The sequence below is a fragment of the Actinoplanes hulinensis genome, from assembly GCF_019429605.1.
GTDB lineage: Bacteria > Actinomycetota > Actinomycetes > Mycobacteriales > Micromonosporaceae > Actinoplanes > Actinoplanes campanulatus.
Map to the genome: position 1 here is coordinate 216,756 of NZ_JAHXZI010000005.1, position 13,262 is coordinate 230,017.

At 72.0% G+C, this 13,262-nt stretch carries 14 protein-coding genes and 1 riboswitch; of the genes, 6 read left to right on the forward strand and 8 right to left on the reverse strand.

Annotation, left to right across the window (positions count from 1 at the left end):
- Positions 1 to 7: 7 nt before the first annotated feature.
- The 5 genes from KZ829_RS11590 to KZ829_RS11610 all read right to left on the reverse strand — a co-directional run bounded on the left by KZ829_RS11590 (position 8) and on the right by KZ829_RS11610 (position 4,187).
- The gene (locus KZ829_RS11590; RefSeq protein WP_220143855.1) at positions 8 to 685 is read right to left on the reverse strand and encodes a PASTA domain-containing protein; all 678 of its coding nucleotides are present in this window, start codon (positions 683 to 685) and stop codon (positions 8 to 10) included.
- Positions 686 to 782: 97 nt separating this feature from the next.
- The gene (locus KZ829_RS11595; protein ID WP_220144026.1) at positions 783 to 1,409 is read right to left on the reverse strand and encodes a thymidine kinase; all 627 of its coding nucleotides are present in this window, start codon (positions 1,407 to 1,409) and stop codon (positions 783 to 785) included.
- A gap of 88 nt (positions 1,410 to 1,497) precedes the next feature.
- A complete protein-coding gene (locus KZ829_RS11600; protein WP_220143856.1) occupies positions 1,498 to 2,850 on the reverse strand; it encodes an NAD(P)/FAD-dependent oxidoreductase in 1,353 nt (450 codons plus the stop codon).
- Positions 2,851 to 2,919: 69 nt separating this feature from the next.
- The gene (locus KZ829_RS11605) at positions 2,920 to 3,333 is read right to left on the reverse strand and encodes a MarR family winged helix-turn-helix transcriptional regulator (protein WP_220143857.1); all 414 of its coding nucleotides are present in this window, start codon (positions 3,331 to 3,333) and stop codon (positions 2,920 to 2,922) included.
- On the reverse strand, positions 3,333 to 4,187 hold the full coding sequence (locus tag KZ829_RS11610) for an alpha/beta hydrolase family protein (RefSeq protein WP_220143858.1): 855 nt from the start codon (positions 4,185 to 4,187) through the stop codon (positions 3,333 to 3,335). The genes KZ829_RS11605 and KZ829_RS11610 overlap by 1 nt, the downstream gene beginning before the upstream one ends.
- A 73-nt stretch (positions 4,188 to 4,260) precedes the next feature.
- Between KZ829_RS11610 and KZ829_RS11615 the strand changes: the two genes are divergently transcribed.
- From KZ829_RS11615 to KZ829_RS11630, 4 genes are all read left to right on the forward strand, one after another.
- Positions 4,261 to 4,599 carry an L-rhamnose mutarotase gene (locus KZ829_RS11615; RefSeq protein WP_220143859.1) on the forward strand — a complete coding sequence of 113 codons (339 nt, stop codon included), beginning with the start codon at positions 4,261 to 4,263 and terminating at the stop codon, positions 4,597 to 4,599.
- A gap of 254 nt (positions 4,600 to 4,853) precedes the next feature.
- The gene (locus KZ829_RS11620; RefSeq protein ID WP_183219840.1) at positions 4,854 to 5,090 is read left to right on the forward strand and encodes a hypothetical protein; all 237 of its coding nucleotides are present in this window, start codon (positions 4,854 to 4,856) and stop codon (positions 5,088 to 5,090) included.
- A 54-nt stretch (positions 5,091 to 5,144) separates the two neighbouring features.
- Positions 5,145 to 6,791, forward strand: coding sequence for a sensor histidine kinase (locus KZ829_RS11625; RefSeq protein ID WP_308285435.1), 1,647 nt, complete (start codon positions 5,145 to 5,147; stop codon positions 6,789 to 6,791).
- Positions 6,792 to 6,797: 6 nt separating this feature from the next.
- Positions 6,798 to 8,459, forward strand: a complete 1,662-nt coding sequence (locus KZ829_RS11630) for a sensor histidine kinase (protein ID WP_308285436.1) — start codon at positions 6,798 to 6,800, stop codon at positions 8,457 to 8,459.
- Here KZ829_RS11630 and KZ829_RS11635 read toward each other — a convergent pair.
- A complete protein-coding gene (locus KZ829_RS11635; RefSeq protein ID WP_308285437.1) occupies positions 8,445 to 9,980 on the reverse strand; it encodes a glycoside hydrolase domain-containing protein in 1,536 nt (511 codons plus the stop codon). The genes KZ829_RS11630 and KZ829_RS11635 overlap by 15 nt on opposite strands.
- A gap of 301 nt (positions 9,981 to 10,281) precedes the next feature.
- Here KZ829_RS11635 and KZ829_RS11640 point away from each other — a divergent pair, with 301 nt between their 5' ends.
- Positions 10,282 to 10,602 (forward strand): STAS domain-containing protein, encoded by a 321-nt coding sequence (locus KZ829_RS11640; protein ID WP_183219844.1) that lies wholly within the window; start codon positions 10,282 to 10,284, stop codon positions 10,600 to 10,602.
- 65 nt (positions 10,603 to 10,667) lie between these two features.
- The gene (locus KZ829_RS11645; RefSeq protein WP_220143861.1) at positions 10,668 to 11,222 is read left to right on the forward strand and encodes an HD domain-containing protein; all 555 of its coding nucleotides are present in this window, start codon (positions 10,668 to 10,670) and stop codon (positions 11,220 to 11,222) included.
- On the opposite strand, the gene KZ829_RS11650 is transcribed toward KZ829_RS11645, so the two are convergent.
- Both KZ829_RS11650 and KZ829_RS11655 read right to left on the reverse strand, forming a co-directional pair.
- Positions 11,211 to 12,275 carry a M20 family metallopeptidase gene (locus KZ829_RS11650; protein WP_220143862.1) on the reverse strand — a complete coding sequence of 355 codons (1,065 nt, stop codon included), beginning with the start codon at positions 12,273 to 12,275 and terminating at the stop codon, positions 11,211 to 11,213. The genes KZ829_RS11645 and KZ829_RS11650 overlap by 12 nt on opposite strands.
- 9 nt (positions 12,276 to 12,284) lie before the next feature.
- The gene (locus KZ829_RS11655; RefSeq protein ID WP_220143863.1) at positions 12,285 to 13,070 is read right to left on the reverse strand and encodes a DUF1684 domain-containing protein; all 786 of its coding nucleotides are present in this window, start codon (positions 13,068 to 13,070) and stop codon (positions 12,285 to 12,287) included.
- A gap of 74 nt (positions 13,071 to 13,144) precedes the next feature.
- Positions 13,145 to 13,259: riboswitch (SAM riboswitch) on the forward strand.
- The last annotated feature ends 3 nt before the right edge of the window (positions 13,260 to 13,262 follow it).

Genomic DNA, 13,262 nt, shown 5'->3' on the forward strand with positions numbered 1-13,262 from the left:
CGGACCGTCACGTGTGCGGAGTGGGGCTCGGGCCGCTGCTGACGATCAGCGCGCCGCCGTACCGCTGATGCAGTGCCCGGACGACCGGCGGCGCGATGTCACCGGTCAGCCGGACCGCGCACGCCGTGGCCTCCATGTGCACCGTGTAGCCGGTGGCGTGCAGCGACGCGGTGGCGCTCACCTCGGCCCGGATCCGTTCCAGGTCGGCGTGGGTCACCGGGCAGACGACGGTACGGAAGCGCCGGTTCAGCAGGGTGGCGCCGAGGGCCGCCACGGCCGCGGCCCGGTCGGCGCCGGCCGCCACGGCGATCACCAGTGTGCCGTCCGGGTCGGTGCCGAGGCCGACGAAGTGCTCCCGGTCCGCGGTGATCCGCTCGTCCAGCGAGGCCCCCGGCGCGCCGGCCACCTCGACCGTGATGCTGGTGCCGCGCTCGACCGTGGTGCCCGGCGTGGGGGCCACCGCGATCACCGTGCGAGGGGCGGCCGTGGAGTCCCACCGGTAGCGCAGGATCGGCTTCACCCCGGCCTGGGCGCTCTGCTCGCCGATCGCGTCGGCCTCCGCGCCGATCAGGTCCGGCACGGTGACCCGGGCGGCGCCCACGGCGGCCGGGCCGCTCGCGCAGGAGGCCGGTAACAGGGCGCCCACCAGCAGGGTGAGCAGCGGCCCGAGGCCCGCGCGAGACATGACAACCCTCCACGTTGGATGATCAAAAGCGGGGCACACCTTAGAGGAATGCCCCGCCGTCGACCTCCCGGCGTATCGAGAATGTCGGGACTTCGCGCTAGAAGTTCGTTTCCGCGGTCACCGAATCGGGCCCGGCCACCCCGTCGCGCCAGTGCCGCCGGCACAGCACCCGGTACGTCACGTCGGCCGCGTCGGACGTGTCACCGACCGCCACCTGCGCGCCCGAACGGGCCACCCGGCCGTCCTCGATCCGCGCGTTCTGCCGGCCCGGGCGGCCGCACCAGCAGGTCACCTCCACCTGGAGCGACACGATGTTGTCGGCCAGCTCCAGCAGCCGCCGCGCGCCCGGGAACAGCCGGGACATGAAGTCGGTGGAGATGGCGTAGGCGTCCACGTCCACGCACAGCTCGTCGACCACCCAGGCCAGCTGCTCCACCTGCTCCGGATGCAGGAACTGGGCCTCGTCGACGATCACGAAACCACCGGCCGGCACCTCGCCGGCGATCAGCGCGGTCAGCTCGGTGCCGTCGGTCACCTCGATGGCGTCCGCCGCCACTCCGAGCCGCGACGACATCACCCCGGCGCCGGCCCGGTCCATGCTGGTGAGCAGCACCCCGGGCCGGCCCGCCTGCCGCCTGTTGTACGCGTTCTGCAGCGCCAGCGTCGACTTGCCAGCGCCCATGCTCCCGTGGAACAGGGTCAGCTCGTGAAAGACCGGCGCCATGGTCCGGACTCGCGACACCACGGGCGTTGACACTGTGACCGGGACCAATGGTGAGCCTTCCTCATGACTTTCTGCGGGCCGCTACACGCTACCCGACCTCGGCTTCCGCCCCGGAGGCCCGGCGGAACGGATCACCGTAGGCCCGGATCGCCTGCCGGGCGAACGCCTGCTGCTGGGTGGCCACCCGCTCCGACCGGCCCCGGCCCAGGAAACTGACGAACCAGTGCAGCACCGCGGTCACCCGGTTCTTGAAGCCGACCAGGTAGAACAGGTGCACCGCCACCCACACCACCCAGGCCGGGAAGCCGGACAATCGCAACTTCCAGATGCTCGCCACCGCCGAGAAGCGGGAGATCGTCGCCAGGCTGCCCTTGTCGAAATAGCGGAACGGCTGACCGCTCTCCTTACCGGCGAGCCGCCGTTTGATCTGGTCGGCCGCATGCCGGCCGCTCTGGATGGCCACCTGCGCCACCCCGGGCAGCGGCCGCCCGTCCTCGCCGGCCAGGCTCATCATGTCGCCGAGCACGAAGATCTCCGGGTGCGCGGGCAGGGTGGTGTCCGGCTCGACCAGGATCCGGCCGGCCCGGTCGGTCTTCGCCCCGGCCTCCTCGGCCAGCCGGGCGGCCAGCGGCGGGGCCGCCACCCCGGCCGCCCACACCTTCGTCATCGCCGGGATCCGCTCGCGGCGCCCGCCGGACTCCACCTCGATGCCGGTCGCGTCGACCGCCACCACCCTGGTGTCCGTCCGCACCTCCACGCCCAGCTTCGCCAGCTGGCGCTCGGCCTTGGAGGAGAGCTGGTCGCCGAACGTGCTGAGCACCGAGCCGACCGCGTCGACCAGCAGGATCCGCGCCTTGCGGGAGTCGATGTGCCGGAACTGGCCGCGCAGGTTGCGGTGCGCCAGCTCGGCGATCTGGCCGGCCATCTCGGTGCCGGTCGGGCCCGCCCCGACCACCACGAACGTCAGCCACCGCTCGATCGTCTCGGGGTCGGTGTGCAGGTCGGCCACCTCGAACGCGCCGAAGATCCGGGCCCGCAGCTCCAGGGCGTCATCGACGCTCTTCATGCCCGGCGCGTGGTCGGCGAACTCGTCGTTGCCGAAATACGACTGGGAGGCGCCGGCCGCCACGATCAGAGTGTCGTACCCCACCGTGTAGTCGATGCCCGGCCCGGCCACCGAGACCACCTTCGCCTCGACGTCCACGTCCCGCACCCAGCCGAGGCGGACGTCCACATTCCGCTGGCGGCGCAGCACCTCGCGGATCGGCGGGGCCACCTCGCCCTCGGACAGGATGCCGGTGGCCACCTGGTAGAGCAGCGGCTGGAAGAGGTGGTACGCCGTACCGTTGATCAGGGTGATGTCGACGTCCGCCCGGCGCAGTGCCTTGATCGCGAAGAGGCCGCCGAATCCGGCCCCCACAACTACCACTCGATGACGCATCAGCTCTCCCTCGGCTCAGGGCACCCACCCATCACCTTGGTATGCCCACGGCGTCAGCGGAAGTACCGCTCAACTCAGGCGCTGTGTTGTTCGTCCCAGCCAGCGCGCGACCACGTCGAGTTCGGCCGCCGTGAATCCGTCGGTCAGCTCCGTATTCAGCTCGGTCACCACCTCGCGGGCCGCGCCCACCGCCTGCCGGCCCAGCGGCGTCAGGGCCAGCCGCACCGCCCGGCCGTCGCCGGAGTCCGGCGCCTTGGTCACGAAGCCGCCCTTCTCCAGGCGGCTGACCAGCCCGCTCATCCCGGACGGCGACGCACCCAGGGCCGCGCCCACGTCGCCGATCAGCGCGTCACCGTGGGCGGCCAGGTGGAACAGCACCCCGGCCCCGGCCGCTCCGATGCCGCTGCCCCCGGACCGGGCGTCGATCCAGCGACGGACCGCGCGTTCGGCCGTCATCAGATCGAAGACCAGCCGGTGGGCCATCAGGCCACGTCCGCCATCCGCTTCTGGAACCACGTCAGCAGGTCGGGCCACAGGGTGTCACGAACGGTGCGCCGCATGAACCCATGGTGACCGACTCGCGGAACGCCCGCGTCGGCCGGGGTCCAGGCGCGGCGCTCCACCCGGGCGCCGGTCAGCCGGGCGGCGAGCGCGTCGACCTGGCCCGGCGTCGCCCACGGGTCGTCGCTCACCCCGATCATCAGCACCGGCTGCCTCACCCTGGCGGCACGCTCGGCAGCCCGCATCGCCGGGTCGTCGAACAGATAGTCCGGCAGGCGGCCCCAGCCGCCCCACTGCCGGACCGCGGCCACCGGGATGTCCTCACCCAGACCCAGCCGGCGGGCCGGGACATAGCCGAACACGGCGCCGAGCGCCGGACCGAGAAGATTCAGCACGAGGCGTACGCGCATCCGCTCGACCCGGCCGGGAATCGCCCGGATGGCCGCCACGTGCGAGGCGACCAGCGCGAACGCGGTCAGCTCCGGTCCGCCGTGCCCGAGCGCCAGGGCGTGCCCGCCGATGCTGTGCCCGACCGCGAGCTGCGGCAGCCCCGGGAACCGCTCCCGCGCCCAGGCGGTCACCGCCGGCACGTCGTGCTCGATCCAGTCGCGCATGCCCAGATGCCGGTGCTCGCGCGGCGACCCGGACCGCCCGGTGCCCCGGTAGTCGTAGGTGACCACGGCGATCCGGTTCTCCACCAGGAACTCCGCGAACGCCCGGTAGAACCCGGCCGGCGTCGCCGTCGCCGGATGCACCACCAGCACCGCCGCGGGCTCGGAGTCCGGCTCCCACAACGTACCGGTGATCTCCCCGATCCTGACGTCGTTATTTCGCATGCGAAATAACGTAGCAGCCGTACCGGAAAGCTGTTCATGATGGCGGGCGAACCATGATCCGAAGGAGCCCGCGATGACGCACGTCTGCTTCACCCTCCAGGTCGACCCGGCGAAGCTCGACGAATACCGTGCCGCCCACGCCGAGGTCTGGCCGGAGATGCTGCGGGCGCTCGCCGCCACCGGCTGGCGCGACTACCGGCTCTTCCTGCGCCCCGACGGCCTGCTCGTCGGCACCCTCCAGACCGACGACTTCGCCGCGGCCCAGGAGGCGATGGCGAAGACCGAGGTCAACGCCCGGTGGCAGGCGGCCATGGCCGGGTTCTTCCCGACCCTGGGCGAGGCCCGCCCCGACGAGGGCATGCTCGTCCTCGACCAGGTCTTCCACCTGGAGGAGCAGCTCGACCGGCTCTGACCGGCGTTCAGCGGCGGGGTTTGTGCTTCGACCGGAGGGCGACCGGCCGGTCCGGTGCGGCCGGTCGGCGCCGGGGCCGCGGCCGGGCTCGCACGAGCCTCACCGACCAGCCGACTCCGGCGTGGGATGTCCATCGGCGCCGTACGATACCGGCAACGGACAGGAAACGCACAGCTCAGGGATGGAACCGGCAACCTACCCTGGAGGGACAGGACCGGCGGAGCGCCGGCCCGGCAGGCAGAGGAGACGGTGCGGTGAGCGGCTTCATCAAGCGGTTCGTGCTCTCGATGGTCGCGTCGAAGCTTCAGCGGATGTCCCACGGCCGGCACAACCCGGCGGTCGACGGGCTGCTGCGAGAGGTCAACCACCGGATCCAGCGCAGCCAGGGGTACGGCTACCACCACCCGGGCGCCTATGGGCATCACGGCCACTACCGGCATCACGGGCACTACCGTCACCACGGCCACTACCGGCGCCGGCGCTGGTTCTGAGCCCACCGGGTCCTGGCCGGTCAGGGGTGCCGTCCGGTTGCCGATAGGGAGTAGGTGGGGACGGACACCGGACGGCGGCGGGCCGAGGAACTCGACGAGTACCACCTCATGGACATGCCGCAGGCCGCGGAGGTGGAGGCCGTCGTGCGCGTCGCGGCCGCCGTGGCCGGGGTGCCCAACGCCTCTCTGAACCTGCTCGACGACACCCGCCAGTACCAGCACACCACGGTCGGGTTCGCCGGCCGGGACTGCGCCCGCGACGACTCGATGTGCGCGGTGCGGCTGGACCGTGGCGAGTTCGTGCACGTGCCGGACGCTCGTGCGGAGCCGGACTACCGGGAGAACCCGTGGGTCACCGGGGAGCTGGGCCACGTCCGCTTCTACGCGTCCGCGCCGCTGCTCAGCCCGAACGGGTACGTGATGGGCACGCTCTCCGTCTTCGACGACGTACCGCGCCGGCTCGACGACGAGCAGATCGGCCGCCTCACCGACCTGGCCGGGATCATCGTGGCGTTCTTCGAGCGGCGCCGCCACGCCCGGTTGTCCGCCGGCCTCCGGACCACCCTCACGGCCCGTGAGGAGTGGACCCGCACGGTGCTGGACAGCATCGACGAGGCGGTGCTCGCGGTTACCCCGTCCGGGCGGCTGCTTCTCTACAACCGGGCGGCCCGCGACATGCACGACCCGGAGATCGACCCGGACGCCGGGCCGGAGGGGATCGCCAACCGCTACCAGCTGTACGAACCCGACGGCCGCACCCTGCTGCGGGAGGAGGACGTGCCGCTGGTGCGGGTGCTGCGCACCGGGGAGCCGGTGCAGGGCCGGGAGCTGGTGATCAAGGCGCCGGGCCGGGAGCCCCGGAGGGTGCGGGCGAACGCGCGGGCGATGCGCGGCCCGGGCGGCGTCGTCACCGGGGCGGCGGTCGCGTTGCAGGACGTCACCGGGGAGCTCAGCCGGCTGCGGATCATCGAGGAGGCCCACCGGCGGCTGGCCCTCGCGAACGCCGACCTGCGCCGGTCGAACGCGGACCTGACCGACTTCGCCGGCGCGGTCAGCCACGACCTGGTGGCCCCGCTCGCGGCGGTCGGCGGCTACCTCGACCTGCTGGACGATCTGCGCGACGAGGACGGCCCGGAACGGGTGACCGCCTGGGTGGAGGAGGCCGCGCGGGCGGTCGGCCGGATGCGGGACCTGATCGACTCGCTGCTCGGCTACGCGCGGGCCGGAAGTGCGCCGGTGCGCACGGTGCACGTACCGATGAAGGAGGTGCTGGACCACGTCCTGGCGGACCTGAACGCGGAGATCGTGGCGGCCGGAGCGCGCGTCAGCGTGCCCGGCCCGTTGCCGACGGTGTGCGGCGACCCGGTGCTGATCCGGCTGCTGTTGCAGAACCTGCTCGGCAACGCGCTGAAGCACCGGCGCCCGGACCGGCCGTGCCGGATCGAGGTGAGCGCCGACGGGCCGTCGCTGCGGATCGCCGACAACGGGCCCGGCATCCCGCCGTCGCGGCGCACGCAGGCGTTCGACATGTTCTCCCGGCGGAGGCACGGGATCGGGCTGCCGAGCTGCCAGCGGATCGTGGAACGGCACGACGGGACGATCACCCTCGACGACACGCCGGGCGGCGGGCTCACCGTCACCGTCACCCTGCCTGTCACCGACGGGCCAAAGAGTCAGTTCAGCGGGCGCGTTGCCGATTGAATCCACGTGGACCTGGCGGAACGGTTGTCGGAACGGGAGCGTTCGCGGATCGCGGCACTGCACGAGTACCAGCTACTCGACTCTCCGGCGGGCGACGAGCTGGAAGCGGTGGTGCGGGTGGCGGCGGCCGTCGCCGGAGTGCCGCACGCCACGCTCAACCTGATCGACGAGAACCGGCAGTGCCAGCTCACCACGGTCGGCTTCGAGGGCGAGGACTCGGACCGCTCCGACTCGATGTGCGCCATCCGTTTCGAGACCGGCCGCTTCATCCACGTCCGGGATGCCAGCGCCGACCCGGTCTACCGGAACAACCCGTGGGTGACCGGCGCCCTGTTCGGCACGCGGTTCTACGCCTCCGCTCCGCTGGTGACACCGGAGGGGTACGCGCTGGGCACGCTCTGCGTCTTCGACGTGGTGCCGCGGGACCTGACCGGCGAGCAGATCGCCCGGCTCAAGGATCTGGCGCAGGTCGTCCTGGCGCTGTTCGAACGGCGACGGCAGGCCCGGATCAACGCCGAGCTGGCCACCCTGGCCGAGGAACGGCAGCGGTGGACCGACACCCTGCTGGACACCATCGACGTGGCGGTGGTCGCCGCCGACCCGGCCGGGCGGCTCACCCTCTTCAACCGGACCGCCCGTGAATGGCACGGCGCCGACGCCGACCCGGACGTCGACCCGGACGATTTCGCGCGCCGCTACCAGCTGTTCGAGACCGACGGGCACACCCCGCTGCCGACGGGACGGGTGCCGTTGATCCGGGCGCTGCGTGACGGCGCCGTCAAGGACGCTGAGATGATCATCAAGCGGTCCGGGGCGGACCCGGTCCACGTCAGCGTCAGCGGCCGGGCGTTGACCGGCGTGGACGGCGCCCCGCTCGGCGCGGTGGTCGCGATGAACGACGTCACCGGCACCCGGGCGCAGCAGCGTGCCATCGAGGATGCCCGCCGCGAGCTGGCCTCGGCCAACACCGAGCTGCGCCGTTCCAACGCCGACCTGGCCAACTTCGCCGGTGCGGTCAGCCATGACCTGGTCGCCCCGCTCGCCGCGGTCGGCGGCTACCTGGAGCTGATCGGCGAAGAGGTGGAGGGGCGCCCGCGCAAGTGGGTGGAGGCGGCCACCCGGGCGGTGAGCCGGATGCGGGAACTGATCCGGTCACTGCTCGACTACGCACAGGCCGGCAGCGCGCCGGTGCGTCCGGGCGAGGCCGATCTGGCCGACCTCTTCGAGCAGGTCCAGGGCGACCTCGCGCCGGCCGCCTCGGCGGCCGGCGCGGTGGTCGAGGCGAACCAGCCGCTGCCGGTGGCGACCGGCGACCCGGTGCTGATCCGTCAGCTGTTGCAGAACCTGGTCGGCAACTCGATCAAGTACCGGGACCCGCGACGGCCGTGCCGGGTGACGGTCACCGCCGAGCGGGCCGAGTCCGGCTGGACGGTCCGGGTCGCCGACAACGGCCTCGGCATCCCCCCGGATCAGCGGGAACGCGTCTTCGACATGTTCACCCGGCTCGGCAACGGCACGGCGGACGGCCACGGCATCGGCCTCTCCACGTGCTGGCGCATCGTGGAGAGGCACGGCGGGGACATCCGTGTGGACGAGACCCCCGGCGGTGGCACGACCGTGTCGTTCACCCTGCCCGGCGCGCCGTCGGAGCCGTCAGAACAGGGGTGAGCGGCCCTTGTACCCGGTGGCCAGGTTCGGGCCGGCGGTCAATGCCTTGCCGGTGCCGCGGTAGAGCTTCAGGTAGCCGGTCGACGACTGCACCGCGGCCAGGTCGGTCCAGCCGTCCCGGTCGAAGTCGCCGATGCCGTACAGGTCGCGCAGCCCGGCGGCCGAGCCGATCCGCAGCGCGGTCTGCAGGCCGCCCGGCTTCCCGCGGTACAGGTAGATGCCGTTGTTGCCGTTCAGCCTCACCACCAGGTCCGGGAAACCGTCCCGGTCGAAGTCGCCGACGCCGGCGAACTCGCTGCGGTTGTTCCAGTCGCCGTACGCGATCGCCTTCCGCTTGCCGAACTTGGCGCCCTTGACCCCCGGGTAGAGGTAGAGGTTGCCGTTGCTGGTCTGCGCGGCCAGCATGTCGGGGTAGCCGTCCCGGTTGAAGTCGCCGATCGCGGTCAGCTCCCGCAGGTGGCTCAGGTTCTTGTAGAGCTGCTTGCGGGCGCCGAACCTTCCGTTGCCCAGGCCCGGGTAGAGGTACACGGCCCCGGCCCGGTTCCGGACGATCAGGTCGACGTAGCCGTCCCGGTCGAGGTCCATCCGCAGCAGCGCGTTCGCCGAGGCGTACGAGCCGACCTTGGAGCGGTAGCCCTCGGAGATGTAGACGCCGTTGCCCGGGTAGGCGAACAGGTTGCCGGTCGACGTGGTCCGGGCCATCACGTCCGACCAGCCGTTGCGGTTCCAGTCGGACAGCTTGGCGCCGGGCAGGCGGGCGAAGTCCAGGTAGTCGTTGTCGATGTTGATGGTGACGCCGCCCCAGGTCTCCTGGTGGCCGCCCCGGTACTGCTTCATCCGGCGCTTCGGCGCCCAGTACGACGCCGGGACCACCTTGTCGGAGACGGTGACGACCTGGTCCCAGCGGGCGAAGTCGATGTAGTCGGGTCGCACGTACCACGGCCTGTTGTAGACCGCGACCATGTCGGCGATGCCGGACGCGGCACTGCTGTAGTAGCCGGAGAGGTAGCCGTAGTCGTGCAGCCGGTTGGTCCACGCGTTCATGAACGCCAGCACGCCCTCGCGGCACACGGTGTTCTTGCTGTCGTACGACTCCATGTCGTAGATCAGCACGCTCTCCTTGGCGAGCCCGAGCGCGGTGGCCTGCCGGACCGCGTCCTCGGCGGTGGCCCGGCCCTGTGCGGCGGCCTTCGTGTTGTCGATCAGGTTCTTCTTGGTGACCGACGTGCAGCTGGCCTGCGGGCCGACGTACAGCGGGATCAGCCGCCACCCCGCGGTGACCTGCTCACGGACCCACCCGGCGGTGAGGTTCTTCTGCGTGCAGCCACGGTTGTTGCCGCCGAAGTAGATGCCGGCCGCGCGGTACGGCGACGACTTCAGCCAGGCCGCCATCGTCTCGCTGGACGGTGCCGTGCAGGCGTCGAAGCCGTACCCGGTGAAGTCGCCCGGCTGCGGGGCGAGGGCGGTGGCCGCGGTGGCGTTGCCGTTGATGAACGCCAGCGGGGCGACCGACAGTGCCACGACGAGGGCGGTGAGTAATCGCTTCCGGTACCTGACGAGTCGGCGGGGATGCAGCCGGTGACGCCCTCGGCTGGGCGCAGCATTCATGGTGGACCTACTTCGTCATGTCGGAAGGCCCATCGAGACAAGCAAACGTCTGCCGATTCGTATACGCCCGTTCGGTCGAGGGTGATCATCTGTTCGGTCACCATCGGCATCGATGAGGTGTTCACCGGATGGTCATGTGCCGTTGGCGACCCGTCTGCCCACCGCGACCTAGGGTGGGCGGCCAGATGAACGCTGGGTAGCGAGAGGTAGTCCGATGCGTAGCTCGGTACTCGAAGTGAGCACCAGCCCGGACGGCAGTGTGGTCATCCAGCCGCACGGATCGGTAGGACTCGATGTCGCGGTGGAGTTGCGGCAGCTCCTGGTGCACACCGTGCGCCGCGTCCGGCCGTTGCGGCTGATCGTCGACCTGGCCGACGTGCCGGAGCTGGACCCGATCAACCTGGGTTCGGTGGCCGCCGCGTGCGGGCTCGGCGACGACCTCCAGGTCGCCGTCTTCGTCGACAACCCCAACGGGCGGCTCGCCGAGCAACTCGCGGCGGCCGGTGTGCCCGCTCAGCGGGTCCGGGGACACTGACTTTTTCGGTCACCGGCCATCGGCCGTCCATCCGCCGTTAACCCGCCCCGGCATAGCATCCGCCCATGACCGATGTGCTGCTCCGCTCGCGTGCCGAGACGGCCCGGCTGGTGGCCGGGTCGCTGATCGGTGACAGCGGCGACCGCTGGAGGCACACCGCCGGGGTGGCCCACCGTGCCGCCGGGCTGTCCGCCCGGCTCGGCCTCGATCCCGACGTGCTGGTCGCGGCCGCCTGGCTGCACGACATCGGCTATGCCGAGCCGATCGCGCTGACCGGTTTCCACCCGCTGGACGGCGCCGTGCACCTGAGCGGCGAGGGCTGGCCGGCCCGGATCGCCGGTCTGGTGGCCTACCACTCGGGCGCCCGTTTCGTGGGCGCCGCGCGGGGTCTGGCCGGGCAGCTGGCCGCCTTCCCGGACGAGCGCAGCCTGATGGCCGACGCCCTCACCTACGCCGACCAGACGGTGGGCCCGACCGGCCTGCGGGTCGATCCGGAGGCCCGCTACACGGAGATGCTGCACCGGCACGGCCCCTGCTCGTGGAACGCGGCCGTCGACGCCGACCGCCGCCCCCACCTGCGGGGCACGGCCGCCCGCGTCGAGCACCTGCTAGCCGCCTAGGCCTTTCAGAAAACCTTCGAGCGCTTTCCGGTACGGCGGGAGCGTTCGCAGATCGACGAACTCCTCCGGACCGTGCTGCCCGTCGCCTCCCGGCCCGAAGATCACCGCGTCCACGCCCACCGCCGAGTAGAACCGGCCGTCGGCCGCCCCGTGCTTGCGCAGCAGTGAGCCGTCGTACCCCGCCTCCCGGGCGGCCCGCCGCAGCAGCCGCACCTCGGCGCTCTCCGGATCGGCGTGGTGCGGCGCGCCCAGCGCCTCCACGGTGACCGCGGCCCCGGCCACCGCCGTCAGGTGGGCCGCGATCTCGTCCGCCGGCCGGCCGGCCAGATCCGGGTCGGACGGCGGGAACCGGATGTCGACCAGCGCCGACGCGTCCGCCGGAACCACGTTGGCGGCCTCGTTGGAGGTCTCGATCCGGGCCACGTTGACGGTCGTGGTCCACTCCTCGGCGGCCGGGACCGGATGCCGGTCGAGCAGCCGCCGCACCGCCGCGGTCACCGTGAGCAGCGCGTTCGACCCCAGCCACGGGTAGGCGGCGTGGGCGGTGCGGCCGGTGGCGGTGAGCCGGGCCCGGATGATGCCCTTCGACTCGGTGACGATCCGCAGGCCGCTCTGCTCGCCGATGATCACGAAGCCGGCCCGGACGCCCCGCGCCACCTGGTGCCCGGTGCCGTCGAAACCGCCCACCTCCTCGTCGGTGACCAGCTGCAACGCCACCGGGTACGGCAGGGTGGGCGCCACCTCCCGGAACACCGTGGCCATCACCAGCGCGGCGGCCTTCATGTCGTGGGCGCCGCGACCGTACAGCCGGTGGCCGTCGGCGCGGGCGGTGAACTGCCCGGGCGCGCCGGGCACCACGTCCAGGTGGGCGTTGAGGATCACCCGGGGCGGGCCCGGGGTGGACACCAGGGCGCTCGGCTTCCCGCGGGACTCGAACCGGCGGACCTCGAACCCCGGGCCGACCAGGCCGAGCACCATGTCGAGAGCCCGCCGCAGGTCGGCCGGCCGGTCGGCGGTGGACCGGATCCCGATCAGTTCGGCGAGCTCATCCATCGATGAAAACTACCGCGGAAGCCGCTCTCCCGCCTCGATCGCGACCGGCAGCCTGTTCCCGGCCGGCGGCAGTGGGCAGGTCGCGAACGCGGTGTAGGCGCACGGCAGGTTCGTGGCCCGGTTGAAGTCGAGCACCACCGACCCGTCCTCCTCCGGCGGGGCGATGAACAGGCTCCGGTTCGCGGCGTACGTGGTCAGCCCCGAGGTGGCGTCGGTGAACAGCGCGAACAGCGACCCCGGCGTGCCGCCGTTGAAGACGGTCAGCGACTGCGGTTCCCCGCCCACCGTGAACTCGACCCGGCCGGGCGACTCGTAGACGTGCTCGACGCCCTCGGCCACCGACCCGACGGTGACCGGCTCCGGCTCGGCGAACGCCGTGAACCGGCCGCCGATCACCCACTTCTCCTCGGCCGGGTAGGCGGGCGTGCCGGTGTAGGCGGTCAGCACCGGGTTGTCCGGATGCCGCGGCCGGATCACGTCGAGGCCGCCCCGCCGGGCGATCTCGATCACCGCGCCGCCATGACCCACGGTGGTGTCGGCGCGTTCCGTCAGCGGCGGGAACCGGTGCGTCCCGGTCACCTCCCGCCCGTCGACGGTGAGGGTCTCGCCGGTGCCGAGCGCCACGGTCACCCCGTCCGGTCCGCTGCTCCACTCGCCGGGCGCGCCGTCGAACCGTTGCGGGGTGGCGTCCAGCCAGTGCAGGCCGGTGATCGCGAGGAAGCCGTGCGGGTCGGCGCGCCGCTTCTCGTGGTCGGCGTGCCACTGGTCCCACTCCTGCTGGAACAAGGTCGTCATGCCATAGGACCTTAATCTCTACTTGTTGCATGGGTTATTGGCCGGGGTCGTGACATCTGCTAACTTCCTCGGCAGGTCATGAGTGCCAGCGCGAAGCCCCGGCTCGCTGGCCGGCAACCCTTCCGTTCGCGACGGGGTGCCCCGGGTGAGGACCGGGCCGGTGTCGTCCGACACCGGCAAGCGGCGAACCCG

Coding starts and splice junctions, on each gene's coding strand:
- KZ829_RS11590 (WP_220143855.1), bottom strand. CDS start 685: ATGTCTCGCGCGGGCCTCGGGCCGCTGCTCACCCTGCTGGTGGGCGCC.
- KZ829_RS11595 (WP_220144026.1), bottom strand. CDS start 1,409: ATGGCGCCGGTCTTTCACGAGCTGACCCTGTTCCACGGGAGCATGGGC.
- KZ829_RS11600 (WP_220143856.1), bottom strand. CDS start 2,850: ATGCGTCATCGAGTGGTAGTTGTGGGGGCCGGATTCGGCGGCCTCTTC.
- KZ829_RS11605 (WP_220143857.1), bottom strand. CDS start 3,333: ATGGCCCACCGGCTGGTCTTCGATCTGATGACGGCCGAACGCGCGGTC.
- KZ829_RS11610 (WP_220143858.1), bottom strand. CDS start 4,187: ATGCGAAATAACGACGTCAGGATCGGGGAGATCACCGGTACGTTGTGG.
- KZ829_RS11615 (WP_220143859.1), top strand. CDS start 4,261: ATGACGCACGTCTGCTTCACCCTCCAGGTCGACCCGGCGAAGCTCGAC.
- KZ829_RS11640 (WP_183219844.1), top strand. CDS start 10,282: ATGCGTAGCTCGGTACTCGAAGTGAGCACCAGCCCGGACGGCAGTGTG.
- KZ829_RS11645 (WP_220143861.1), top strand. CDS start 10,668: ATGACCGATGTGCTGCTCCGCTCGCGTGCCGAGACGGCCCGGCTGGTG.
- KZ829_RS11650 (WP_220143862.1), bottom strand. CDS start 12,275: ATGGATGAGCTCGCCGAACTGATCGGGATCCGGTCCACCGCCGACCGG.
- KZ829_RS11655 (WP_220143863.1), bottom strand. CDS start 13,070: ATGACGACCTTGTTCCAGCAGGAGTGGGACCAGTGGCACGCCGACCAC.